The following is a 24,540-nucleotide window of genomic DNA, read 5'->3' as shown; positions in this document are numbered from 1 at the left end:
ATTTAGCGGCGTTTATAAAAGACAAATTTACGGATAAATGAGCATTGCAGATAATATCAAAAGCCTAAAAAAGGAAACCGACGGTATAAAGGTTACGTTGCTGGCTGTTAGTAAAACCAAACCCGCCGAAGAGCTGATGGAGGCCTATGATGCAGGACAACGCTTATTTGGCGAAAATATGGTGCAGGAACTGGTAGAAAAACAAGAAAAACTTCCTAAGGATATACAATGGCACCTGATAGGCCACCTGCAAACCAATAAGGTGAAGTATATTGCGCCATTTGTAAGCATGATACAATCGGTAGATAGTATAAAACTGCTGCAGGAAATTAACAAACACGCCGAAAAGAACAAGCGCGTTATTGATTGCCTGTTGCAGATCTACATTGCTGATGAAGATACCAAATATGGTTTGGGTTTCGACGAAGCAATAGAACTGCTGCGCGGCGAGGAATATACCGCATTGAAGAACATCCGTATACGCGGCCTGATGGGTATAGCCACCAACACCGATAACGAAACACAGGTAAAGGAAGAATACTACGAACTGAAGACTTTCTTCGACGGTGTAAAAGCCAGCTTTTTCCGAAAAGAGGCTTCGTTTGATACCCTGTCGATGGGCATGTCGGCAGATTATAAGCTGGCTATTGAGCAGGGCAGCAATATGGTAAGGCTGGGCAGTACCATATTTGGCACCAGGGTGGTGAAGCATTGGAAAAATAATTAGTCGTTCGCCGGCATTAAATAAAGACATACAAATAAATGAATAACTCCGTATTGAGGGCTGCCGTTAAAGAAGATTGCCCGCGGCTTTTGGATCTTGTGATAGAACTGGCCATTTTTGAAAAAGAGCCGGATGCAGTTACCGTTACCCTACAGGAATTTGAAGAGGCCGGTTTTGGCACCAAACCAGTTTGGAAGGCTTTCGTAGTGGAAGCAGACGGCAATATCGTAGGCTTCGCCCTTTATTACGTTCGCTACTCTACCTGGAAAGGGCAAAGGCTCTATTTAGAAGACCTGGTAATTACCGAAGCCTGGCGCGGTAAGGGACTTGGTAAGTTACTATTCGACAGGCTGATACAGGAAACCCGCGAACTGGGCTTTAGCGGCATGGTTTGGCAGGTGCTGGATTGGAACGAACCCGCCATTAAATTCTACAATAAATACGAGGCAAATATTGAGGCCGGCTGGTTAAATGCTGCCCTATCAAAAGAACAGGTTAATAATTATTAGGCCGATGAGGGCATTATTGCTGCTTTGTTTTGTGCTGATGATCTTTGCTTCGTGCGAGTTTGGTAAACCGTATGCTCCCGGCAAACCAGATATCTTTACGGATACGGCTGCCTACACCGTGCAAAAGATCTATCAGCGCGCCAACGATTGCGGCAATAAAGCTGATAGTGCCTGCACCATCGCAAAAATTACCTATCCCCTGTTTAAAGGGCAAAATGCCTTGAACGATAGCGTAAAACGCGGGTTACTGCGCATTAATTTTTCGGATAATAACGATGCGGATACCACTTTAAAAATGATGGTAGACAGGTACTTTGATGAGTATGCCGGTTTTAAAAAGTACAACAAGGCTGATGATAGGTTTTTTACGCTCGATAGTTACGCGAAAGTAGTAAACCAGGATAGCAGCCTGCTCGCGCTGGAATATGGCGGTTATGTGTACGAAGGTGGTGCCCATGGGGCCGATTTTAAAGAATTTCTTAACTGGGACCCTAAAGCAAAAAAGCCTGTTTATTTAAAGGATGTTTTAGTGCCGGGGGCTTATCCGCAGCTTACCAAAGTTGCCGAGCGGATCTTCCGCATGGATGAAAAACTAAAGGATACATCATCATTGGCGCGCGACTACTTTTTCAGAGATAACAAATTCGCGCTGAACCAGAACTACCTGTTCACTCCTTCGGGCATCAGGTTTGTTTACAATCAGTACGAGATAAAGCCATACGCCGCCGGGCAAACAGAACTGCTGATCCCCTGGGCACAAATAAAAACATTGATACGGCCCAACGCGGTTGTTGCACCATACACAAAAAAAGATGCTGGTATTTAAATTCGGAGGTGCATCGGTTAAAGATGCGCAAGGCGTAATTAATTTAGGAAAAGTAGTGAGCCGTTATGCAGGCAATCAGTTATTGGTTGTGGTATCGGCCATGGGCAAAACCACCAACGCGCTCGAAAAACTCACCAACGCCTATGTTAACGGCGAGGGTGATGTGCACGAGATCTTCGATGAGATCAAGAATTATCATTACCAGATCCTGGCTGAACTGTTTGAACCTAAAAATCCTGTTTTTGATGAAGTGGCCAACACTTTTGTAGAGATAGACTGGATGATAGAGGACGAACCGCACGACGATTACGACTTTATTTACGACCAGATAGTTTCCATAGGCGAACTGGTATCTACCCGCATTGTAAACGCCTGGTTTAACCATGAGGGTATTGCCAGCAAATGGCTGGATGTGCGTGGCTATATCCACACCGATAACACTTACCGCGAAGGCGTGGTAGATTGGGATAAAACCCGGGCAAGTATTCAAAACGAACTACCCGCGCTGCTGGAGAAAAGCATTATAGTAACCCAGGGCTTTTTAGGGGGCACTTCCGAGAATTTCACCACCACGCTCGGTCGCGAGGGCTCTGATTATACCGCTTCCATCATCGCTTCGTGCTTAGGTGCCGAATCGGTAACTACGTGGAAAGATGTGCCCGGCATTTTAAACGCCGACCCAAAACACTTTGCCGATACCATAAAGTTTGATGAGCTAAGCTACCAGGAAGCCATAGAAATGACCTACTACGGCGCAAGTGTTATCCACCCAAAAACGATTAAGCCGCTGCAGAATGCCAAAATCCCGCTGCTGGTAAAACCCTTTACAGATCCTGATGCGCCGGGCACCGTTATTAGAGAAGGCGCGATGAACAGCTTCGCGAAGCCCGTTATCATCCTCAAGCAAAGACAGGTGCTGTTGTCTGTCTCCACAGTAGATTATTCTTTTATATCAGAGAGCCACCTCAGCGAGATCTTCGGCTTGTTTGCTACAAATCATGTAAAGGTTAATGTGATGCAAACCTCGGCTCTAAGCTTTACGGCTTGTATAGATCTTGTACCCGGACGTTTCGAAAAATTGCTTGCATCGCTTAAAGCGTACTTTAAAGTAAGATACAACGATAACCTCACGCTGATCACCTTAAGGCATTATACAGATGAAGCGCTGGCGGAAATAACAGCCGGTAAGACCATCCTGATGAAACAAACCAATAGGAATACCGCGCAGGTAGTTGTTAAATAAGCAACAACAGATAAGCCACCAACGCGGCGAAAGCAGTATTAAGGAAGTTAACCAGATTGTTTTTGATATAGCTCTTACGCTCCAGTGTAGCGCCTAAAACCGAATCGAACAGGTTACCGGCGGTGCCTGATATTACTACAACCCAAAACACCGGGCTCCAGCCCAAAAACAGCACATAAATAAACGCTATTACTGCTGATCCTGCGATACCTATTAACGTGCCTTCCAGGCTGACCACCCCGTCCCTGCCCTTTTCATCGGGTTTAAAACTAATGATATTATAAAATCGCCGGCCATACACAGTGCCCAGTTCAGATGAAAGCGTATCGGCGGTAGCGGATGACAATGCTGCGGCTAATAAAATCAGCAGAGGATACCCTTGTACAGGCACCAACCACATCACCAGTCCGCAAAGCGCCGCTAAGCCACCGTTAGCCAGCACCTGCGCGGTATTGCGGATCTCGGGATGGGATTTACCCTTCAAACTCTTCTTCCACGAAGTGGCGATAGTTGCCATGATAAAGAACGCGGCCAGCATTAAAATGCAGGGTAAACCTGCACCCATAAAAATACAAATCGCCACCAATCCGCCGGTAAGGGTGCCCGCTAACGTAAGTTTACGAAGCTTGTAAACAGCAATTAGAACGGCAAGGAGGATTAAAAAGAATAATAAATAGGTCATCGGCATTATGCCCACGAATTTCACGAATTAAAAAAGATTTTACGAATATTAAGTGAAGATCACTTGATACGCCGCCCTGCCCAATTCGTGAAATTCTTGTTAACTAAAAACGCCCCTTAACGGGGCGCTGTAGTCGTTTATCGCATTATGATTTCTTATGTTCCGGCTTATGAGCGCTGTCGCGACTCGAGGTTTGATCCGAGCGCTGGCCACCGGCATTGCTGATGCCCGTTTGTTTCAGGGTTTCTTTTTGGTTGTTAAACGCGCGGTCGGATGTTGTTTGTCCCTGCCCGCTGTTGTTGTTTTTCAGATCCTGGCTTTTCATAATAAAATGTATTTAGTTTTTAAAATACCGGCTTTGCAGCCATACCGTATCTTAAACAATAACCATACCGAAGGCACAAAATGTTTTAAAACAAATCCCTCCCCTTTTTCTTCATTAACAAAGATGGAACAGCGACCAAAGAAAACAGCACTCACCGGCCAGCTAAAATGGGTGGAGCAGGTGGCCTCGGTTATGGACGATAAATTCAGGCTGCCGGGCACCAGCTTTCGCTTCGGGCTCGATCCTATCCTCAATTTCATCCCTTTCGCAGGCGATGTATCGGGCTTTATTGTGGCAGCGTCCCTGCTTTATGTGATCGCAAAAAACGGCGCGGTAAGCCGTAAAGTATTGATATTGATGGCGCTGAACATCTCTGTAGATGCGCTGATCGGCGCCATCCCCATCATTGGGCAGGTAACCGATTTTTATTTAAAAGCCAACACCCGCAATATTAAACTGCTAAAAGAGCATTACCAGGAAGGCAAACACCATGGAAACGGGAAAGGCACTATTACTTTGATATTAATAGTGCTTGTTGTTTTCCTTGCCGCGACTATCTACCTGTCGTACATAGCATTGCGGTGGTTATTTAACCTTGGCTAAGTTTTTTGTGGTGATCTTTTGCCGAGGTTTATAAAAGGTTTTTCTATATAATTATATACCAGTGCCGATAGTAGAACCACTATGATCAACATAACCACATCGAAGGTGATATTAAACAGTATATTATTTTGAATGGCTTCCCCTCTGTAATAGGATAGTATATTACAGCACACCGGTATATGCAGGAGGTATATACCGTAAGAATAATCGCCAGGCTTACTCAGGGCATTTTCCCCAAGCGGCCAACGCGAATTTGCTATAATAAGCAGCCCCGTGGCAAAGCACAGGATATAATATGGTGGGTAATCATTTATGGCAATAATGCCGGTTATACTTACAACAAATAAAAGCAAGCCCCAGTATAATTGCTGCCTGTTGTGTATGATATAATAAAGCGCTATACCAAAGCTAAACACGGGCCAGTTGCGCATCCAAAACAAAAAACCATGCTGTTGCACGGGCAGCGCTGCAGCAATTAATGTAATGCCAATAATTACAGGCAGCCAATACCTGTTGTTCAGCAAAATAACGAGGTAAACCACCACGTAGAAGAAAACCTCATAGGTTAAGCTCCAGTAAACGCCGTTTACGGTATGTATTTCAGAAAATGGATCTGTTAACAGCGTGAGTGTGGCCAATATCCCCGGCACTGTGCGGGGGATAACTGTTACAGAGTTTATGCCGGTTACAAGCAAATAAAAAGCAACGGCCAAAGCAACCACAAATAAACTAAACCAATAAGCAGGAAATATCCTGAAGAATCGCCGTACGATGAACTGGCCGGCGGTTTTGGTATGGCCTATTGCTATAAAAATACAGTAACCGCTTATCACAAAAAATACCGGTACGCCCAGCCATAGTTTACCGCAAAGGGTTTGATACCAGTTCCCGCCTTCCGAAGCGGGTAAGTTTAGGTGGTACAGTACTATACCGCAGGCCGCTAAAAACCGAAGGCCGTCGATCAAATGGTTCCTGCCCGGGGAGTTTATCATCCAATAAAAATATAACAATTTTAAACGCTTAAAGCAAATCTTTTACAAAAGCCCGTATAGATCAGTTTCTTTGTATTAAAAAAAACGAATGATTGTTAAACAACTTATAGCATAATACCTATATATTTATAAAAACAAGCCGAAGTTCCCCCAACTTGGTTGCTAACTAACGCGAATATTAATCGGAACCTGGATAAATAATCATGCTGGATCACTCAACCCTCAACGATATATTTAATTTTATACCAGCGCCTACGTTAATTTTATTGCCCGATACGCCGGTTTTCAGTATTGCCGATGTGAATGAAGGTTATTTAAACGCTGTAAGCCTCCCTGCAGAAAAACTCCTGGGAAAAAGCTTTTTTGAATATTTTGAGCGGTTTAACGGCAAAGACATGAGTGACGACCTAAACTCGCTTAACCAGGTACTGCAAACTAAAGCACCCCACCAAACCGGCGTAAACCAATACGAATTTCCTATAGCCGACAGCACTAATTTCCAAACCAGGTATTTTACCGCCGTTAACGTACCCGTTTTAGATGACCTGGGCAATGTAACTTATATAGTGCACACGGTAGCCGATGTTACCGAAACAATGGCCATAAAGCACCGGCAGGAACGTACCAGGAAAAACCTGCAGGAAACGTCCTTACTAATGTCGCAGGGGCAGGAACTGGCCAATTTTGGCAACTGGCAATGGGATATTGTAAACAACCGGGTAACCTGGAGTGAAACCCTCTACACCATTTACGGGCTTGATAAAAAATCTTTTAAGGCAACGTTTGAAGGTTACCAGGAACTGCTGCACCCGGACGACCGGCAATTTGTTTATAATAAAATAACGGGCGTTCTGCAAACCAAAGAGGACGCTGTTTTTGAAGAACGTATAATAAGGCCCGGTGGCGAAGTGCGGTATCTTAAATCGTGGGGGAAAGTACAATCTGATGAACAGGGCAACCCTGTAAAAATGATAGGTGCATGCCTGGATATCACCGAAACTAAACTGGCCGAAGCCCAGCTTACCAAAATGCATCACGAGCTGGAAGAGCATTTGAAAACCCTTGCCATATCAGAAAAACGTTACAGCGACCTTTTTCATCTCAGCCCATTACCCATGTGGGTTTTTAACCTGGATACCCGCCGGTTTTTAAATGTTAATGCTGCCGCCATTGCCCACTATGGTTACACGCTGGAAGAATTTTTGGAAATGGAGGTTACCAAAATATGGCCTGCGGATTGCGTAAACGAGTTTGAGGAAACGGTAAACCAATCGCATTTGGTTTACAACGGCATGTCTACCCAAACCAAAAAGAACGGCGAACAGATAAAGGTGTACCTGCAAAGCAATTTCATCCAGTTTAGCGGCGAAAACACCCATTTGGTGCTGGCTATGGATGTTACCGAAAGGCAAAATTACATCCATGCTATTGAGGAAAAGAACAAGCATTTACAGGATATAGCCTGGATCCAATCGCACGTGGTACGCGCCCCCCTCGCACGCATTATGGGGCTTATCGAGTTATTTAAAAGCTACGATGTGAGCGAGATAGATAAAAACAACCTGCTGGATAACATCGCCACTTCCGCGCACGAATTAGACGGCATCATCCGCGGTATATCAGACAAAACCGGGGAAATTGCCTTGAATAAAAAATAATTCTATTACACTCCGAACTGTGTAAGGTGGTGGTTAAGGTGTTTGTAAAACATATTGTTCCATTCGTTAGTGCTTAACGCGCCAAATGAATGCGACATCCGGTTATCAAACGCTGCCTCGCCAAGCTGCTGTGTTTTACTAATATAAGCCATCAGCCTCGCTTTTTCTCCCTCAAAATTTCTATCTCCCTTAATAATAAATGCGGCAGCTGTTGGCCCGTTGCGTTTATAAGGAGTTTCGCTTACCACCATTTTTTTCACCAATAGTTTTAATATCAGCTTCATGAAAGCGTTGGGGCGGGGGTGTTTTTCGGGCTCATAAAGCATTTCGTATGTTACATTACAATGTGCCAGCATTTGCGAAACATTCATTTTACCCCAATCGGGTGTAGTTTGCGGTGTAAGTTTGTTTATTCGTTCTATCACACCGTTTGCCACGGGCTGCGTAAAAATGTTAGGTAATGCCATTTGTTGAGTGATGATTAGTTTTCAGTTGCGGCTAAGTTCGGCATAAGCGTTGGTAATAAACTGCGGGCGGGCGCTATTATTTTTTAAGGAATGTTGATATTGGGCTGATGCTTAGCAAGGCAAAATATTTACTATTTTAAACCGCAAACTATTTGTCACGTCTAAAGTTTTAGCTTTACAAAGCCGCGTCAGCGTATCACAATAATAAAATGGGCAAAATATTTACAATAACCGAAGGGCTCGAAAACATGGGCGCACTACATACCGGCGGCCAGGGTTCGGTATATAAAGGCAAGCGTATCGGCGAGATTTACGTAGCAGTAAAACTATTGCCCACCCCTATTTATGCCGAAGACGAGAACGATAAGCATTATAAAGACTTTATAAACGAGGTTGAGAAGCTAAAAAAGGTAAACCAGGTATCAAACCCTAATGTGGTAAAGATCCTCAACTCGGGCATTACCGAAAGCGGGTCGTTACCGTTCATCGAAATGGAATTTATTGAGGGCCCCGATTTGGCCGAACTACTTACCGAAAAAGACACGCCTGTTTTTGCCATCCCGGAAGCCATAAAGGTAGCCTATCAGCTGGCAAATGCGCTGAGCCACTGCCACAAGGTATCGGTAAAGCATGGGGATATCAAAAGCAATAACGTCAAATTCAATATCAACACCGGCAATTATGTACTGCTTGATTTTGGCTTGGCCATCATGAGCGATGAACAACGGCGCAGCAGTTTGCGCAATGCAGGCGCAGTTGAATTTATGGCGCCCGAACAAAGCGAGGGTAACCTGCTGCCGCAAAGCGATGTATATAGTTATGGCATTATAATGTACGAACTGCTTGCCGGTACGGTACCCTTTAAACTGAACGATAACGGGCAAACCGCGCGTAATGCCGTAATGATTGCGCACCTGGAAAAAGACCCACCCGACCTGCTAACCCTGCGCGAAAAAAACATGCCACTCAACTGGCCCGAAGAGCAACGCCGGCGCGAAATGCAGGTGCCCGAATGGCTGCTCGCCCTTATTTACAAATGCCTGCAAAAAGACCCGGCGGGCCGGTATACTGATGGCACGGAGCTGCGCGAGGCGATACAAAGCAGCGTGATCGCAGTAAAGAACGACACAGAGAGTGCATTAATCCTGCAAAACGAAAAAGAGGCTTTAGAACTAAAATTACAGGAAGAACAGGCGAAGACCGACCGTTTACAGAAGGAAATAGCACAGCTTAAACAAACACCAACACCAAACAATTCGCAGCCGGTAATAGCACCGGCAACAAGTAGCAGCGCTAAAAGAAGTTCGATGTCGCTGTTAATTGGTATTGGATTTTTGTTTACTTGTGTAGGCGCATTAGCGGGACAATACCTGTTTAATAGCGGTAAAGCAGATGCAAGAGCTATCCCACAGGATACAATTGCTAATTCGAAAACTGCGAATGATGAAGCTTCCGAACCAAAACCCGTAACAACGGAAAAGAACGACACTGCGGAAACCGTAAAGAAGCCCGCTGCAAAAGCGGAATCGCTGGCTGTTCATAAAAAAGCGAAGAAAGATTCGGCTAAAAAGGCAGTTAAGAAAGATCCGCCGAAATCTCAAAATCAGGTACCCGTAAACACCGGCAAAGGAAGTGACGCGGGGAAAGTATTTACCTTATTTACTACCTACGCCTATTTTTATAGCAGGCCCGATGAATCTACCAAACGCGCTGCCAACATAAATCAATGGAACAACGCCCGATTAAAAGCACTTGACGATCAAAATGGATTTATATTTGTGGTATACTCTAACGATAAAGGGCAAACCAGCCAGGGCTGGCTTCGAAAAAAAGACCTCATTGTAGTTGGACAATAATATATAGAAACAGCATTATCTGCATATCGAGGTTTTGGTACGCACCGGCTGCGTAGCTCCCTGCGACTGCTGGTTACACTTGCCCAACAATACCCAGATAATGATGAATATGATAATAGTGGAGAAACATCCCCCTCCAAGTTTTTTTGCGCCCCAGGCCGCTATAAGGCCCCTAAAAAAATTATTCATGCGATGTGGTTTTCAGGTTAACAGCATCCGGGCAATAAGGTTTGATGATTTGCCAATTTGCCGGAGATATCCACATCCGGTCCCTCAATTGTCATATGTAGCTCTTATCAGTAATTTTATTAGATTCTAATAAATGATACACTTGATAATTATTTCAGCGGAAACTCCAATTTAAAAGTACTGCCTTTATCCACTCCGCTTTCCACGCTTATTTTACCACCAAGGCGTTCCACCTGTGTTTTTACCATAAACAGGCCCATGCCCTTACCTTCTACGCTAAGGTCGAAGCGTTTGTATAGGCCAAATAGCTGCAACCCGTCGCGCTGCATATCTATGCCTTTGCCATTATCCGTAAAATAAAGGCAGGCTTTGTTGTGATCAATTTTGCTAACGATACTTATAACCGGCTCTACGCCGGCACGGTGATATTTAATACTGTTGACGATAAGGTTTTGGAAAATACTGTACAGGTAACTTTTCAAACTGGTTAGTTCACCCACCTCGCTAAAATCGCAATGGATCTTCACATTGTTTTTTTGAATAAGCTGGCTGTTTGCCGACTTTACATCATCTACCAGCAAAGGCAACGAAACCTTTTCGAGCGTATCATTTGCCTGGCTGCTTACCTGCAGGATGTGGTTCAGATCGATGATCACCTTATCAAGGTTGCCAACCGAGGTATCCAGCGCGGTGAGTGCCGCCATGTTTTCGTCGTCGGGCTTCATATCATCTGATAAAAGGTCAGACAGGCCTTTAATGTTGGCCACCGGTGCGCGCAAATTGTGCGATACAATGTAGGTAAACTGCTCCAGGTCTTTATTACGCTGTATCAGGTCGGCCGTCATGCGGTCGCGCTCCTGGTCGGCTTGTTTCTTGCCGGTGATATCCTTTAATGTTAAGATGATACCTACCGGCTGGTTTTGAGCATTCACTACGCTCACCCAACGCACCTCAAACCATTGCGTCAGCTCAGCGGTGATGGGGTACGATACCTCGTAAACAATAGGCGACCTCCGGCGTAATTTTTGTAAAATATGCTTTACATCGCCCACCCGTTCCGGCAAGCAATAGTAAAAGGCCGATTCACCTACCTTTAGTTCGGCCTTAAAATAGCGGTCGGCCAGGCGCCGGGCATTATTATTAAAGGATTGTAACCTGGCATCCATATCAAACAGAACGATGGCCAGATCTGTGTTCTCAAATACCGATCGCAGGTTCGACTCTGATTGCTGCATCGAAGCCTCCGCCAGCTTGCGTTCTGTTATATCGCGGATAAAAACTGATAAGCCTTCGGGCGATGGATAGATATGGTTTTCCTGCCAAAGCCCAAGGGGTGGGTAGTAATCTTCGTTCAGGATATAATGCTGCTCCTCTATTGCCTGCTTAAAGGCCTTGTGAGTTGATGAGTTAACAGCATCCGGAAACACATCCCATACACATTTCCCAATCAATGATGCGGCGTCAACGCCAAGCATTTCGCCAATACGGTGATTTACGTAGGTGTAACAAAAGTTCTTGTCGAGCGCGATAAACCCATCAGTAATACTTTCCAGGATACTACCAATCTGCCGGTTTTTCTCCCTGATCTGTTCCTCGGCCAATATACGGCCGGTAACATCTCTAAAATTGCATACTATGGCTTCTACATCGGGGTCATTCAGCAGGTTATTAAGCAGGCACTCTATCCATATATAATGTCCCTGTTTGTGCAGCGTGCGGTAAGTGGCCATCACCGGCCTGGCGGGTTCTGTCAGTACCCTGGCAAACAGCTCTTTTGCCATCGGCAGGTCGTCGGGATGGATCAGGTCATCATGTCTTTTACCGGCCCGCTCTTCATTGCTCCAACCGCTTATCCGCGCTGCCGACCGGCTCCGATACAGCACATTCCAGTATCTGCCAAACAGCGAAATGCCATCGTAGCTGTTCTCTATCAATTCCCTGAAACGGCGTTCGCGGGCAATTATCTTATCGGTATTTGCTTTTACCCGGCGCTCCAGTTCGGCATTCACCAGGGTCTTCTGGTCGTCCTTTTTTTTTCGGGCGGTAATATCCCGGGTTATTTTTGCAAAGCCCTTCAAAAAACCGTCGTCGTCGTATAAGGTGGTGATAGCCACATCGGCCCAAAATATCGAACCATCTTTGCGTACACGCCAACCCTGGCTTTCGTGAATATTATTTTTCAGGGCATCATTGAGGTTATTGCCCGGCACATTTTCCCGCCGCTCTTGTGTGGTGTAAAAAATCGAAATATGGCATCCTATTACCTCTTCATCCTGGTAACCTTTAATATTTTTTGCGCCCTGGTTCCAGCTAAGGATATAGCCGTTCGGGTCGAGCATATAAATGGCGTAGTCTCCTATTCTCGAAATGAGCAGCTGCAACAGCTTTTCATCAAAATTATTCTGCATCAGTTCAGGCTTGGGCATAACCGTAATTGGTAATTCGGTTTAATTATCTATTTAATTCCAATTTAGCGAATTTGAATTGCTTCTACAAATACCCAAAATTTCATATAAAGAAATCGGACACAACAGACCCATGCATCAAAAGCAGGAGATATCCCTATAGGATATTTTGTAATTAATAGATAATCAATTATATATATGGTAAATTACGGGACATCACCAGTTAAACCATGGCTAAATTAATTGGGCATCAATACTTTCTTAAAAGTAAAAGTGAACAAAATGAACAACCCTTTTTAAGAAGAAAAGGAAATCAGAATATAAGACCGCCCTAACTGTGACTGCACACATTTCGCGGATTGAAAAATTAATAATTGCAAGAGCGTAACTACATCTCACTTTTTTTGTCATATTTATTTTTTTTAAAACATTAAACATATATGGGCTTCTTCAGTAAACTCCTAAACGAATTTATAGATGTGATAGAATGGGTAGATACTACCCAGGACACCTTGGTTTGGAAATTTCCGCGGAATGACAACGCTATAAAGATGGGCGCTAAACTTACCGTGCGCGAATCACAGGCTGCTGTTTTTTTGAACGAAGGACAAGTTGCCGATGTGTTTTTGCCCGGCATGTACGAGCTGCATACCGAAAACATGCCCATCCTCACCACCCTGCAAAGTTGGAAGTACGGCTTTAACAGCCCCTTTAAGGCCGACGTTTATTTTGTAAGTACGCGCCAGTTTGTAAACCAAAAATGGGGAACCAAAAACCCGGTGATGATACGCGATGCCGAGTTTGGCCCCGTTAGGCTGCGCGCATTCGGTTCTTTTAATTTTAAGGTACAGGATCCAAAAGTGTTTTTGAGCCAGGTATCGGCAACCAACCCCGAATTTATTGTTGAGCACATTAACGAGCAACTACGCAATACCATTGTGGCCCGCGGTATAGACGCGGTGGCGCAATCTAAAATACCCATACTGGACCTTGCCGCCAATTACAACGAAATGGGCGTGCTGATGTCTGATACCATACAGCCGGATTTTGCCGAACTCGGACTTAACCTTTCCAAGCTGTTGGTAGAGAATATTTCGCTACCGGCAGAAGTTGAGGCCGCGCTGGATAAACGCAGCCAAATGGGCATTATAGGTAATCTTGGGGCCTACGCGCAGTTCCAGGCTGCCAACGCGATGGAAAAATCTGCCGAGAACAGTATTGGCGGAAACCTTGGCGCCGCTGGCATGGGCCTTGGTGTTGGCGCCGCCATGATGAACCAGGTAGGCAACGTATTTAAGCAAAATAACTTTGATGGTAACAACCCATCCGGTGCAGATGCACCTCCACCCCTGCCAACTACCCAATATCATATTGCAGTAGATGGCAAGTCCGACGGGCCGCATAGTTTGGCAGATATTGATAGCATGATCGCAACCAAAACGATCAATAAAGAAACCATGGTTTGGAAAAAAGGCATGGCCGCCTGGGTTGCCGCCGGAACGGTTGCCGAGCTTACCGATCTTTTTAATAACGAACCACCGCCCTTAGCCTAAGCATCAACTGAAATTTACCTGTAAATGAGCGAACTTTTAAAACCGGCGGATAGCATCAGCAATTCGTTAAAATGCGCCGGCTGTGGTGCGTTATTACATTTTGTACCCGGCACCCGTACTTTGCAATGCAGTTATTGCGGCGAAAGCAATGCAATTGCAAACACCGATGATGTTATAGAACCTGTAGATTACGAAGATTTTATAGCGAATATCGACGTTACAAAAGCCGCTGATAACTTAAAAGTGGTCGACTGCAAAAACTGCGGCTCGCAAACGGTGCTTGATGCTTCGGTTACTTCTGATAATTGCCCGTTTTGCACCGCTCCCCTGGTTTTAAATTTGCAGGCCGGCAAAAATTATTTGCCGCCACATTATATTTTACCGTTTGAAGTAAGCCAAAAACAAGGCGCGGATTTTTTTCAGAAATGGCTTAAGGGCCTGTGGTGGGCACCAAACGACCTCGCGCAAAAAGCAGGTGGTACGTCGGCAGCGTTAAGCGGCGTTTACCTTCCTTACTGGGCTTACGATACCGATACCACAACCGATTATACCGGCGAGCGCGGCGATTATTACTACACTACCGAAACTTATACGGAAACGGTTGACGGCAAAACGCAAACCAAGACCCGGCAGGTGCGCCATACCAATTGGTCGTATACATCGGGTACGGTTGATTGCAGCTTTCGCGATCTGCTGGTGCCGGCCAGTAAATCATTACCCGAAAAAACACTGGATAGGCTGACACCCTGGAAACTGGACATGCTGGCTAAATTTGATGAACGTTACATGAGCGGCTTCCGATCTGAAACCTACCAGCTCGACCCTGAAAATGGCTTACTGAAAGCTATAGCGCAAACCGTGGAAGAGATCAATTCGACTATACGGAACGACATCGGCGGTGATGAGCAACGCATCAACAACACCGATACCGATTACCGAAACAAGGCTATTAAATACATTATGCTGCCGGTTTGGGTAAGTGCTTACAACTATAATAACAAAGTTTACCAGTTTACTGTAAACGCCAGCACAGGCGAAGTTATTGGCCAGCGCCCGCTAAGCGCTATTAAAATTACGTTGGCGGTGTTGCTTGCTATTGCGTTAATTATTGTGGCTTTTATACTGTTTTCGCAAAATGCAAATGGGTAACGGATCTTTCAATTTACTTTAACAGCGGGATTCTTTGCTCTCAGCCCGATGGCTCGTTATCTTCGTTTTGCACTTGATATAAAGCTATTTAACGATGCTGGTCGATAAGGATAACATTACCGTCGGGGTCGTTTAACATAAAGCCGGCCGGCCCGGAAGTACCCTCATCTACGTTGCTTGTTAATTGGATATTTTTGTCTTTCAGTTGCCGTTGGATCTCCCTGACGTCATCAAACTCCTCTAAATTTTTAGCATTTTCGTCCCACCCCGGATTGAAAGTGAGGATGTTGCCTTCGAACATGCCCTGGAACAAACCGATCAACGAATTCTCGTTTTTCATGATAAGGTATTTTTTCTCCAGGCCGCCCGCGAAGACGGTAAAGCCCAGATTTTCATAGAATGCTTTTGAAACGTTAATGTCTTTTACACTAAGGCTTACCGAAAATGCTCCAAGTTTCATATTTTTTGGGGTTTTTGTTTTGCTTGCTGATGAAGGCCCGGCCTGTAGGATAATGCCGTAAAGTTTATTGGTTTATTGGTTTATCTGCCGGCTAATCTACTCATCATCCAGGCCTTTTCCGTCAAAGATTTTCGGGATACATTTTTCAACCCTCGCCTCCCTCGTTTTGGCTTGTTTGGGTTGAGAAAAATGAAGCAGATATCCTCTTTGCCTGCCTGGTGTTAAGGCGTTAAAAGCGGTTTCCAAGCCGGGCATCCCGTCCAATTTGGCTTGAAATTCCTCGGCAACTGCAAATTCGGTAGTTTTTTTCAGATCTACTTTTAAACCGGCCTTTTCAACTTCTATAGCTTCGAAAATATAGGCTCTCAGGGTGGGTTCAAGTTCTACTATCTCCGCGATATTAGTAAACCTCACCTGTCGCGCTACCTGCACGTTCTTGGTTTGCTGGATGAGAATGCCCTCGGCATTATTTAATAAAGCGCCCTTAAAAAACAACACTGCGCAATATTCCTTAAACACATGTATCAATACAATATTATCTTGCTGAAACGTGTAGCAAGGACAACCCCACTTCAACTCCTCGGTAAGCCCGCAAGCAAGGATGATCGCTCTTAGTTTCACGATCTCTTCCTGCCACTTTTGGACTTTGTTGAAGTAGAAATCAACCTTCGGATTCATTCCGTTCTCTGTCATAATATCTTATTTTATACAAGCTCAAACTCTTAACGAGCCACGAAAGCCCCTGGCAGCGTAATAGGATTCCGCCCCATTATGATAAAAAAACACAGTATCGTACCGCCTGTCGCAAAAAACGGCGCCGCCAAGTTTCCTTATATTGGCAGGCGTTTGCACCCAACTGGATGTTTTCAGGTCGAACTTACCAAGTGTTTGCAATTCGCGGTATTGTTCTTCTGTCAATATCTCGATGCCCATCTCGGCGGCCATACCAACCGCACTATTTTCCGGTTTATACTCCTTTCTCGATTCCAGCGCCGCGTGGTCATAACAAACGCTTCTGCGGCCTTTAGGGCTCTCTGCCGCGCAATCATAAAAAAAGTATTCGCCCGTATTTTCGTCCCGGGCAACAACATCCGGTTCGCCGCCGGTTGTTTCCATTTCATCAAGCGACCATAGTTTTTGGGGCATAGCCTCCAGCTTAGCCTGTACATTAGCCCATTCAAGGCCTGTGTGGCGGTTCATGTTTTTCAAAACGAGCTTTCAACAACGCAAGTAGTTCTTCAGATCGTTCTGCGGGCAAGTTCTTTTTATCGTTTTTCATGCAATCTATTATTTATTAATTTGCTGTTACGACCCTTCTTTCGACAGGCCTGAAATACCATGATATAACTGTTAGCACTAACAGTAACGCCGGCCCGAAAAACTCTTTGCCCCCGTCTCCAACGGCTAAATGTGAAAATAAGGCACCCGACATGGAAAAGAAAAATCCTGCATAGGCCCACTCCTTCAATAAAGTAAATTTAGGGATTAGCACCGTTACAACGCCTAAAATTTTCCAAACGCCCAGTATGGTTAAAAAGTAGCTGGGGTAGCCTAAATGTGCCATCATCTCTACTTCTTCTTTTTGTTTGATGAGTTGTACAATCCCAGTGGCCGTCATTCCTAATGCCAACCAAAGTGTAGCTACCCAATAGATAATTTTATTCCGTTTTGTCATGATGTGTTTTATTTTAATTTGTTTGCAGCGTCCTGTAAGCGGTTATGCGCCATATTGAGGCCCTGGGCAAAAGGAAGCCGCAGCATCTGGTCTCTCAGGTCGCCCGATTTAAACACAGTATGTATACTGATCTTACTGGTGTCTTCGGTCAATTTTTCGAATTCTAAAAATTCTAATTGAACGCCAAACGGCGCGTTCTCCATTTCAAATGTGCGTGTGATCTTCTGGTTGGGCACAAACTCATGGAACACCCCATCAGCGCGAAACACCACGTTACCATTAGCGTCGCTTGTTTCAAAGGCCCAGCCGCCATGCTTCTTATTTTCGAGTTTAAGCACCTTCGTCCCCATCCATTGCGCCACAATTTCCGGCTCTACATGCGCTTTAAACAGCAATTCCAGGGGCAGGTCAAACTCCCGCGTTATCAGCAGATCGTGTTGGCCATTTTCGGCGCTGATCTTTGTTTTTAATTCCATATCAGGTTGTTTTTTTGGTTTGGTAGGTTTTCATAATGGCTTCCAGTTTGTTGAACCGGTCATCCCACATCTGGCGGAAGGGTTCGATAAAGTCGGCTACTTCTTTCATATTTTTTGCATTGATATGGTAGTAAACTTCCCTCCCGTTTTGCGTTTGTGCCACCAGTTCGCACTCGGTAAGTATTTGCAGGTGTTTGGAAACCGTAGGCCTCGCGGTGTCGAAGTTTGAGGCTATCGCGCCAGCCGTCATTGCTTGCGTAGCAACCAACAGCAGTATAGCCCGCCGTGTTGGGTCGGCAATGGCCTGGAATACATCTCGTCGTAAATTCATTATGTAGCTATTTGACTACGAATATATATGTAGTTATTTAGCTACGCAAATTTTATTGAAAAAAATAATTTGAGAATTGAGTTTTACAAGGTATTTTGGGGTATAATCGCCATCCGATAACAAGATAGGTATATGAACACCACCGACATACATAACGAGCGTATTGCAAAAATGACCTTCTCCTCGGTTTATCCTTTGTACCTCGCAAAAGTGGAGAAGAAAGGCAGAACAAAAGAAGAGTTGCACCAGGTAATAAATTGGCTAACAGGCTTTGATAACGAAAAGTTAAAAGAGCTAATTGAAAAAAAAGCAACTTTTGAAACATTCTTTCAGGAAGCTTCGCTAAACCCCAATGCGCAACTCATCACCGGAATAATTTGTGGGTACCGTATAGAAGAAATAGAGAATATGCTAACGCAGCAGGTGAGATATTTGGATAAGTTGGTGGATGAGTTAGCAAAGGGAAGAAAGATGGAGAAGATATTGCGGGGGTCTTAAGCCACTCGGGATATTATCATTTCATACTAATGGTGATTTACGGTTTGCAAACCGACTAAAAAAATCAAACAAAAAAGCCTCTGCTATGAATGTTTAATGCCTTTATGTCTCTACCGTGGTGCAATATGTTGATTTAAACTTTAAGAGATTTACTTAACCTTAGATATTTTAATTAGTTACTTCCTGTAATGATTTTTGAATTTACAACAGCCCCGGGTTTTGACTTTATAACACTGTTTTCAAAACAGATCAACGCGCCTGTAAGGGATAATCTATTGGAAATTCCGAAGACACTTGGAGAAGGTTATGTACGTAAAGTTGGGTTTGGGGACGATTTCAAATTAACGATCCACCGTTATATATTAAAAGAAGACTTAATTGTTAAACGCAATCCGGCTGCAGTAGCTAATAATGTACGTACCATTTTCTTTTATAATGACAGGGAAGATCTTGAAGTTAAATATCATAGCAAGGCAAACATGCCAGGCTCACAAAAAAATGATTCTTCTATACTTCTATCATCAAATGATTTACGTACGGAAATCCGGTTTCCTGCCGGCAGCAACATTCAATACATAGTAGTCGGGATCACTGCTAACAGACTACGCTCAGTTCTATCTATTGAAAAACCCAACGGTACCTTAAAAACCATTACAGCAGAAAATGCTTCCTTTCTCTTTTTCGAAAGCTTAGATGCAGAAATGCAATTACTGCTTAAAAATATTGTATCCATCGACATGAATAACTCCCTGAATAATTTCTATGTGCAAATTAAGGTACAGGAGCTGATGTACTTGCTTTTTAGTAAGCTATCGCTCAGGGAGCATACCACTTTTAAAAATATAAATAGCAACGATGCGGAAAAGCTTTTGGTCATTCGCAATGAAGTATTGAGTGATCTGAGTACTCCGCCTGTTCTAAGTGAATTAGCCACTATGGCTTCAATGAGCGAGACAAAACTTAAGCAGCTGTTTAAGCAAACATTTGGAGATACAATCTATAATTATTACCAAAAGGCAAGGATGGAAGAGGCCGCTTTTCTGCTGAAACAGGCTAAGCATTCAGTTTCTGAGGTTGGCTATGAGTTGGGGTTTTCAAACCTTAGCCACTTTAGCAGATTGTTTGCAAAGCAGTATGGCATTACCCCAAAAAAGTTCTCGTATACTTCATAAATCTTTCTATTCTTTTATATCAATATCACTTGCCGGATAGGACTATTCTTATGTCTTTTTCGGTTATTTTACCTATTTGATAACTTCTACATTTGTCATATAATTAAATATGACAAACTGAAAAATATGAAAGCAATACAATATAAGGCATTTGGCAATTCCGATGTGATAGAGGTGGCAGAGATCCCTCAGCCTGAAATAAGCAATGAAAACCAAGTTTTAATTCAAGTTAAGGCAGCCAGTGTAAATCCTTTGGATATCAAATTACGTAGCGGCATTATGCAGCAGATCCGTCCTGTCTATTTGCCTTTTGTGCCAGGTGCAGATATAGCGGGGATTGTTGTCGCCACCGGAGAAAAGGTAACCCAATTTAATGCAGGCGATCAGGTGATCGCTGTGACTTCGGCAGGTGGCTATGCTGAGTACGCATTGGTAAATGAGAGCCGTGTTGCACTAAAGCCAGCCAATACCTCATTCGAGGAAGCAACCTCGTTGGTTGTCAATATCGGAACTGCCCAGTCTGTATTGTTTGATGAGGGAAAATTAACGAAAGGTCAGAAAGTTTTAATTCAGGGAGCGGCTGGCGCAACAGGAGCCACCATGGTGCAAATGGCAAAAAATGCCGGAGCCTATGTTATAGGAACGGTATCCGGACAAGGCATAGCTTTGGTAAAAAGCCTTGGTGCAGATGAAGCAATAGATTATAAATTGCAGGACGTTACGGCGCTGGTTAAAGCTGTCGACCTGGTGGCTGATTGCGCCGGCGGCGAATCTCAAAATAAACTCTTTAAAGTGCTAAGGCCCGGAGGCAAATTATTCAGTATAGTAACCCCACCTTCCGCAGAATTAGCGGAAAAGTACCAGATTGACGCACGGTTTATCAGTTCCAATATCTCCGCAAATAGTTTGACCTGCGGTTTGGCTTTGGTCAAGGAAGGAAAGCTTCGTCCCATCGTTGCAAAAACATTCTCCTTAGAAGAAGCTGCGCAAGCTCAGGATTTTGTATTGGCTGGTGGCGTCAACGGTAAAGTTGTTCTTGTGGTTGCTCAATAACAGAATCGATCAGCAGGCCGATCTAAGGTAACATCTTTCAAACCAAACAGTACAATTTACAGATATCAATAAAGTATTAAAAAAGAAACCATGAAATTATTAGAAAAGATAACATTAGGAAAAGAATCATTAAAGAACGCTATCGCGATGGCACCAATGACACGCAGCCGGGCTAACACCGAAGGTGTTGTAACAGACCTGACCGTATTGTACTATACACAGCGTGCAAGTGCAGGGCTGATCATTACAGAGGCCATAAATATTTCTGAACAGGCGCTGGGTAGCCCCATGACACCCGGCCTATACAGCCAGGAGCAAATTGATGCCTGGAAGAAAGTAACCAAGTCGGTTCATGATAATGGAGGCGTGATCTATGCGCAGCTTTGGCACACCGGCCGTGTTGGACATTCGGTGGATAGAAAGGGAAAGCTTCCTGTTGCGCCGTCAGCAATTGGGATAAAAGGGCAGCAGCATTTTACTTCCCAGGGATTGAAAGATTATGAAACGCCTCAGGAACTTACTACCGGAGAGATCAAACAGATTGTTAAGGATTACGGTGAGGCCGCAAGGAATGCAATCGAAGCCGGTTTTGACGGTGTTGAACTGCATGCCGCATTTGGGTATTTGCCTAACCAATTTTTATCGGAAAGTGCTAACCTCCGAACCGACGAGTACGGTGGCAGTGTTGAAAATAGGAACCGTTTTGTGCTGGAAGCAATGCAGGAACTGGTTAGTGCGTCAGGAAACGATAAGGTCGGCATCAAACTATCACCTACTATTTATTACAATAATATTGACAACAGTGATCCGGTGGCACAATTCACACCTTTGATCGAAGCATTGAACGATATGCCATTGGCTTTTATTCATTTGATGAATGGAATTTTACCTTTGGATAATTATCCGAGCTATCCTAAGAATGCTATAGAAACATTTGGCAGTATAAGTAAACATTTGGTCATAGCCAATGCTGGGTTCAATAAAGAAAGCGGGGAAGCCGAATTGAAAAAGGGGATTGCCAAAATGATTTCTTATGGTTCATTATTTTTGGCCAACCCCGATTTGCCCAAACGATTTGAATTGAATACTGACTTGAATGTGCCGGATGGACCTACCATGTATGGTGGGGGAGAAAAAGGATACACCGATTACCCATTCTTAACAGAACTATAATAAAATTACATTGCCTGAAGTAATGGTACTCTTAGTTAAGAGAATGACAGGAATTAACAACAAGAATTTTCAACGATACTTTGCCATCACTTTTTATCGGCTAAATGCAAGCCCAAGCTGTCGTTACATAAAAAAAGCCTCCCATTTTCATGAGAGGCTTTTCGGGTAAATGATGGGGCTCGAACCCACGACCCTCGGTACCACAAACCGATGCTCTAACCAACTGAGCTACATCTACCGTATTGGAGGCTGCAAAAATAGGAATTCAACGGTAATTTGCAAAGCTTTTTTAAAATTACAATCGCCTTACCTTAATTATTTAGAACAATTCTACTTAATGGGTAAATTTGTACATCATGGCAGAGCAACTGGTTGAATTGAACGTTACGGGAATGCATTGCAATAATTGCGCAATGAGCATTCATAAGTTATTGGAAAAGAAAGGGCTGCAAAATGTGCTGGTAAGCTTTGCTTCCGAAGAAGTAAAGTTTTCTACTGCCGACCAGTCCATTTTACCCGGAATTATTAACGACATAGAAAATTTAGGTTTCCATGTGGTTGATGATATTGATACCCATAAAACGCCATTTTACGATAAAGTGGAGAACAAATTCATCTTCTGCGCGCTGTTTACAGCACCGCTTTTGCTGCACATGTTGTTCCCATGGCACTTTTTGCATAACCCGATAGTGCAATTATTGCTTTGCCTGCCTGTGTTTTTGGTAGGGTGCCTGCATTTTGGTAAAAGTGCGTACAGCTCGATAAAAGGCGGCGTACCTAATATGGATGTGCTCATATTTATCGGCTCCACATCGGCATTTGTTTACAGTGTTGTAGGTACCGTTCAAAATTTGGGCGGTCATTATTTGTTTTACGAAACCTGCGCCACCATCATTACTCTGGTGCTATTGGGTAATGTGCTGGAGAAACGCAGCGTAAACCAAACCACCTCTGCGGTGAAGGATCTGATGAAGTTTCAGCAGGTGAATGCCAACCGGGTGATTAAAGATGGTATAGAAGTAATAAGCGCCAAAGACGTATTAGCCGGCGATATTTTGCTGGTGAACGAAGGCGGCCAGGTGCCGGTAGATGGCGAAGTGCTGTCCGGCGAAGCATCTCTCAACGAGGCAATGATCACCGGTGAGAGCATCCCGGTGCAGAAAAAGAAATACGATACCGTTATTGGCGGCACGATAGTACAGGAAGGCAATATTAAAATAATGGCCACCAAAGTGGGCAGCAATAGCACGCTTTCGCAGATCATCGATCTGATGAAGAAAGCACAGGCCGCAAAACCTCCCGTACAAAAACTGGGCGATAAAGTGGCGTCGATATTTGTGCCCGTAGTGATATTGATCGCACTATTAACTTTTGTGATAACCTATTTTGCCACGAATGCAGGTTTGCAAAACAGCATGATGCACGCTATTGCTGTGTTGGTGATCTCCTGCCCTTGCGCCATGGGCTTGGCTACGCCCACCGCGGTAATGGTTGGCTTGGGCCGCGCGGCTAAAAACGGCATCCTCATCAAAGGTGGCGACACCATCGAAGCTGTTGCCAACACCAAGTTTGTGATTTTCGATAAAACAGGAACGCTTACAACAGGCAAATTCAGCATAAAAGATATTAAGGTAGAGGACGGGCAGGATCTGGAAAGCATCCGCGGAGCCATTACGGCTATTGAAGAGCGCTCTAACCACCCAATAGCCAAATCATTAGTTGCCGGACTAAGCAGCTTGCCGAAACAAAAAGTAATACTACGATCTGTTGCAGAAGAAAAAGGCCTCGGCATGCGCGCCGAAGACGTGGAAGGCAATAACTACTTTTTGGGTACCGCCAAGCTAACTACCGATGACAATTACAACCTTTCCCTGTATAAAAACCAGGTGCTGGTTGCGCAAATAGCCATTGAAGATACTATTAAGCCCGATGCTGCAAGCTTAATAGCACAGCTAAAAAAAGCAGGAATAAAACCAGTGCTGTTAAGCGGCGATAAAGCCAGCCGATGCGCATCTGTTGCAAAAACACTTGGAATTACCGATGTGCATGCCGAAAAGTTGCCCGACGAGAAACTAAGCGTAGTAGATATCTACCGCAAAAAAGGCAAAACCATTATGATAGGCGATGGCATAAACGATGCCCCTGCCCTCACCCAGGCTGATGTAGGCGTATCTATGAACGATGCCAGTCACATTGCCATACAATCGGCCAAAGTTATTCTGTTGAATACCGATCTGCAATCCGTAGTGAAGTTTCTGCAGATCAGCAGGCACACCTTGCTTACCATCAAACAAAACCTCTTTTGGGCATTTGCCTACAACATCATTGCCATACCTGTTGCCGCATTTGGCTTTTTAAACCCAATGGTTGGCGCGCTGGCCATGGCATTCTCCGATGTGATCGTCATCGGGAACTCCCTGAGGTTGAAGGTAAAGAAGATTAGTTGATAGATCATGGCTCATAGTTCATGGCAGCTGCGTAAAGTTTTTATATTTTTGAGGCTTGACAGGTGCATGGTATA

26 protein-coding genes and 1 tRNA gene are annotated in these 24,540 nt (G+C 44.3%); 14 read left to right on the top strand and 13 right to left on the bottom strand.

What is annotated here, in order from left to right:
* Positions 1 to 37: 37 nt before the first annotated feature.
* From IDJ77_RS18940 to IDJ77_RS18925, 4 genes are read left to right on the top strand one after another with little or no spacing between them, the layout of a single operon-like run.
* Entirely contained in the window at positions 38 to 727 is a 690-nt protein-coding gene (locus tag IDJ77_RS18940; RefSeq protein WP_191190557.1) for a YggS family pyridoxal phosphate-dependent enzyme, read from the top strand.
* A gap of 35 nt (positions 728 to 762) precedes the next feature.
* Positions 763 to 1,233: a GNAT family N-acetyltransferase gene (locus IDJ77_RS18935; protein WP_191190556.1), complete on the top strand. Its 471-nt coding sequence runs from the start codon at positions 763 to 765 to the stop codon at positions 1,231 to 1,233.
* Positions 1,234 to 1,237: 4 nt separating this feature from the next.
* Entirely contained in the window at positions 1,238 to 2,059 is an 822-nt protein-coding gene (locus IDJ77_RS18930) for a DUF3298 and DUF4163 domain-containing protein (protein ID WP_191190555.1), read from the top strand.
* Complete coding sequence (locus IDJ77_RS18925; protein ID WP_191190554.1) at positions 2,046 to 3,302, top strand: aspartate kinase; 1,257 nt, start codon at positions 2,046 to 2,048, stop codon at positions 3,300 to 3,302. The genes IDJ77_RS18930 and IDJ77_RS18925 overlap by 14 nt, the downstream gene beginning before the upstream one ends.
* Here the strand turns inward: IDJ77_RS18925 and IDJ77_RS18920 are convergent.
* Together IDJ77_RS18920 and IDJ77_RS18915 are read right to left on the bottom strand one after the other, a co-directional pair.
* The gene (locus IDJ77_RS18920; protein ID WP_224751163.1) at positions 3,295 to 3,984 is read right to left on the bottom strand and encodes a DUF92 domain-containing protein; all 690 of its coding nucleotides are present in this window, start codon (positions 3,982 to 3,984) and stop codon (positions 3,295 to 3,297) included. The genes IDJ77_RS18925 and IDJ77_RS18920 overlap by 8 nt on opposite strands.
* A 145-nt stretch (positions 3,985 to 4,129) precedes the next feature.
* Entirely contained in the window at positions 4,130 to 4,309 is a 180-nt protein-coding gene (locus IDJ77_RS18915; RefSeq protein ID WP_191190553.1) for a hypothetical protein, read from the bottom strand.
* Between the two features lie 123 nt (positions 4,310 to 4,432).
* On the opposite strand from IDJ77_RS18915, the gene IDJ77_RS18910 reads away from it, so the two are divergent.
* Positions 4,433 to 4,912, top strand: a complete 480-nt coding sequence (locus IDJ77_RS18910) for a DUF4112 domain-containing protein (RefSeq protein ID WP_191190552.1) — start codon at positions 4,433 to 4,435, stop codon at positions 4,910 to 4,912.
* Here the strand turns inward: IDJ77_RS18910 and IDJ77_RS18905 are convergent.
* Positions 4,909 to 5,904, bottom strand: coding sequence for an acyltransferase family protein (locus tag IDJ77_RS18905; protein ID WP_191190551.1), 996 nt, complete (start codon positions 5,902 to 5,904; stop codon positions 4,909 to 4,911). The genes IDJ77_RS18910 and IDJ77_RS18905 overlap by 4 nt on opposite strands.
* Positions 5,905 to 6,107: 203 nt before the next feature.
* Here IDJ77_RS18905 and IDJ77_RS18900 point away from each other — a divergent pair, with 203 nt between their 5' ends.
* Entirely contained in the window at positions 6,108 to 7,562 is a 1,455-nt protein-coding gene (locus IDJ77_RS18900; protein ID WP_191190550.1) for a PAS domain S-box protein, read from the top strand.
* Positions 7,563 to 7,567: 5 nt separating this feature from the next.
* Here the strand turns inward: IDJ77_RS18900 and IDJ77_RS18895 are convergent, their stop codons facing one another.
* The gene (locus tag IDJ77_RS18895; RefSeq protein ID WP_191190549.1) at positions 7,568 to 8,029 is read right to left on the bottom strand and encodes a DUF1569 domain-containing protein; all 462 of its coding nucleotides are present in this window, start codon (positions 8,027 to 8,029) and stop codon (positions 7,568 to 7,570) included.
* A 209-nt stretch (positions 8,030 to 8,238) separates the two neighbouring features.
* Between IDJ77_RS18895 and IDJ77_RS18890 the strand changes: the two genes are divergently transcribed.
* The gene (locus IDJ77_RS18890) at positions 8,239 to 9,885 is read left to right on the top strand and encodes a serine/threonine protein kinase (RefSeq protein ID WP_191190548.1); all 1,647 of its coding nucleotides are present in this window, start codon (positions 8,239 to 8,241) and stop codon (positions 9,883 to 9,885) included.
* 15 nt (positions 9,886 to 9,900) lie between these two features.
* Here IDJ77_RS18890 and IDJ77_RS18885 read toward each other — a convergent pair whose 3' ends face one another.
* Complete coding sequence (locus IDJ77_RS18885) at positions 9,901 to 10,074, bottom strand: hypothetical protein (RefSeq protein ID WP_191190547.1); 174 nt, start codon at positions 10,072 to 10,074, stop codon at positions 9,901 to 9,903.
* Positions 10,075 to 10,223: 149 nt separating this feature from the next.
* Entirely contained in the window at positions 10,224 to 12,500 is a 2,277-nt protein-coding gene (locus IDJ77_RS18880; protein WP_191190546.1) for a PAS domain-containing sensor histidine kinase, read from the bottom strand.
* A gap of 419 nt (positions 12,501 to 12,919) precedes the next feature.
* On the opposite strand from IDJ77_RS18880, the gene IDJ77_RS18875 reads away from it, so the two are divergent.
* Both IDJ77_RS18875 and IDJ77_RS18870 read left to right on the top strand, forming a co-directional pair.
* A complete protein-coding gene (locus tag IDJ77_RS18875) occupies positions 12,920 to 14,032 on the top strand; it encodes an SPFH domain-containing protein (protein WP_191190545.1) in 1,113 nt (370 codons plus the stop codon).
* Between the two features lie 24 nt (positions 14,033 to 14,056).
* Positions 14,057 to 15,181: a zinc finger domain-containing protein gene (locus IDJ77_RS18870; RefSeq protein WP_191190544.1), complete on the top strand. Its 1,125-nt coding sequence runs from the start codon at positions 14,057 to 14,059 to the stop codon at positions 15,179 to 15,181.
* Between the two features lie 88 nt (positions 15,182 to 15,269).
* Here the strand turns inward: IDJ77_RS18870 and IDJ77_RS18865 are convergent, their stop codons facing one another.
* The 6 genes from IDJ77_RS18865 to IDJ77_RS18840 form a co-directional block, all read right to left on the bottom strand.
* A complete protein-coding gene (locus tag IDJ77_RS18865; protein ID WP_191190543.1) occupies positions 15,270 to 15,641 on the bottom strand; it encodes a VOC family protein in 372 nt (123 codons plus the stop codon).
* 96 nt (positions 15,642 to 15,737) lie between these two features.
* On the bottom strand, positions 15,738 to 16,334 hold the full coding sequence (locus tag IDJ77_RS18860) for a YdeI/OmpD-associated family protein (protein WP_224751162.1): 597 nt from the start codon (positions 16,332 to 16,334) through the stop codon (positions 15,738 to 15,740).
* Positions 16,335 to 16,355: 21 nt separating this feature from the next.
* Positions 16,356 to 16,841 (bottom strand): DUF4256 domain-containing protein, encoded by a 486-nt coding sequence (locus tag IDJ77_RS18855; RefSeq protein WP_317174360.1) that lies wholly within the window; start codon positions 16,839 to 16,841, stop codon positions 16,356 to 16,358.
* A 94-nt stretch (positions 16,842 to 16,935) separates the two neighbouring features.
* The gene (locus IDJ77_RS18850) at positions 16,936 to 17,316 is read right to left on the bottom strand and encodes a DoxX family protein (RefSeq protein WP_191190542.1); all 381 of its coding nucleotides are present in this window, start codon (positions 17,314 to 17,316) and stop codon (positions 16,936 to 16,938) included.
* A gap of 8 nt (positions 17,317 to 17,324) precedes the next feature.
* A complete protein-coding gene (locus IDJ77_RS18845; protein WP_191190541.1) occupies positions 17,325 to 17,792 on the bottom strand; it encodes an SRPBCC family protein in 468 nt (155 codons plus the stop codon).
* A gap of 1 nt (position 17,793) precedes the next feature.
* Positions 17,794 to 18,123 (bottom strand): ArsR/SmtB family transcription factor, encoded by a 330-nt coding sequence (locus IDJ77_RS18840; protein ID WP_191190540.1) that lies wholly within the window; start codon positions 18,121 to 18,123, stop codon positions 17,794 to 17,796.
* 132 nt (positions 18,124 to 18,255) lie between these two features.
* Between IDJ77_RS18840 and IDJ77_RS18835 the strand changes: the two genes are divergently transcribed.
* From IDJ77_RS18835 to IDJ77_RS18820, 4 genes are all read left to right on the top strand, one after another.
* Entirely contained in the window at positions 18,256 to 18,621 is a 366-nt protein-coding gene (locus IDJ77_RS18835; protein WP_191190539.1) for a DUF2200 domain-containing protein, read from the top strand.
* Positions 18,622 to 18,809: 188 nt separating this feature from the next.
* Positions 18,810 to 19,793: a helix-turn-helix domain-containing protein gene (locus tag IDJ77_RS18830; RefSeq protein WP_191190538.1), complete on the top strand. Its 984-nt coding sequence runs from the start codon at positions 18,810 to 18,812 to the stop codon at positions 19,791 to 19,793.
* A 126-nt stretch (positions 19,794 to 19,919) separates the two neighbouring features.
* Positions 19,920 to 20,846: an NADP-dependent oxidoreductase gene (locus IDJ77_RS18825; protein WP_191190537.1), complete on the top strand. Its 927-nt coding sequence runs from the start codon at positions 19,920 to 19,922 to the stop codon at positions 20,844 to 20,846.
* Between the two features lie 90 nt (positions 20,847 to 20,936).
* Positions 20,937 to 22,019, top strand: coding sequence for an alkene reductase (locus tag IDJ77_RS18820; protein ID WP_191190536.1), 1,083 nt, complete (start codon positions 20,937 to 20,939; stop codon positions 22,017 to 22,019).
* A gap of 164 nt (positions 22,020 to 22,183) precedes the next feature.
* Here the strand turns inward: IDJ77_RS18820 and IDJ77_RS18815 are convergent.
* Positions 22,184 to 22,257: transfer RNA gene (locus IDJ77_RS18815), tRNA-His, on the bottom strand.
* Positions 22,258 to 22,432: 175 nt separating this feature from the next.
* On the opposite strand from IDJ77_RS18815, the gene IDJ77_RS18810 reads away from it, so the two are divergent.
* A complete protein-coding gene (locus IDJ77_RS18810; RefSeq protein WP_224751161.1) occupies positions 22,433 to 24,466 on the top strand; it encodes a heavy metal translocating P-type ATPase in 2,034 nt (677 codons plus the stop codon).
* Positions 24,467 to 24,540 lie beyond the last annotated feature (74 nt).

The organism is Mucilaginibacter pankratovii, assembly GCF_014773265.1.
Lineage (GTDB): Bacteria > Bacteroidota > Bacteroidia > Sphingobacteriales > Sphingobacteriaceae > Mucilaginibacter > Mucilaginibacter pankratovii.
The sequence above is the reverse complement of the archived record's forward strand: the minus strand, read 5'-3'. Positions and strand labels throughout refer to the sequence as shown.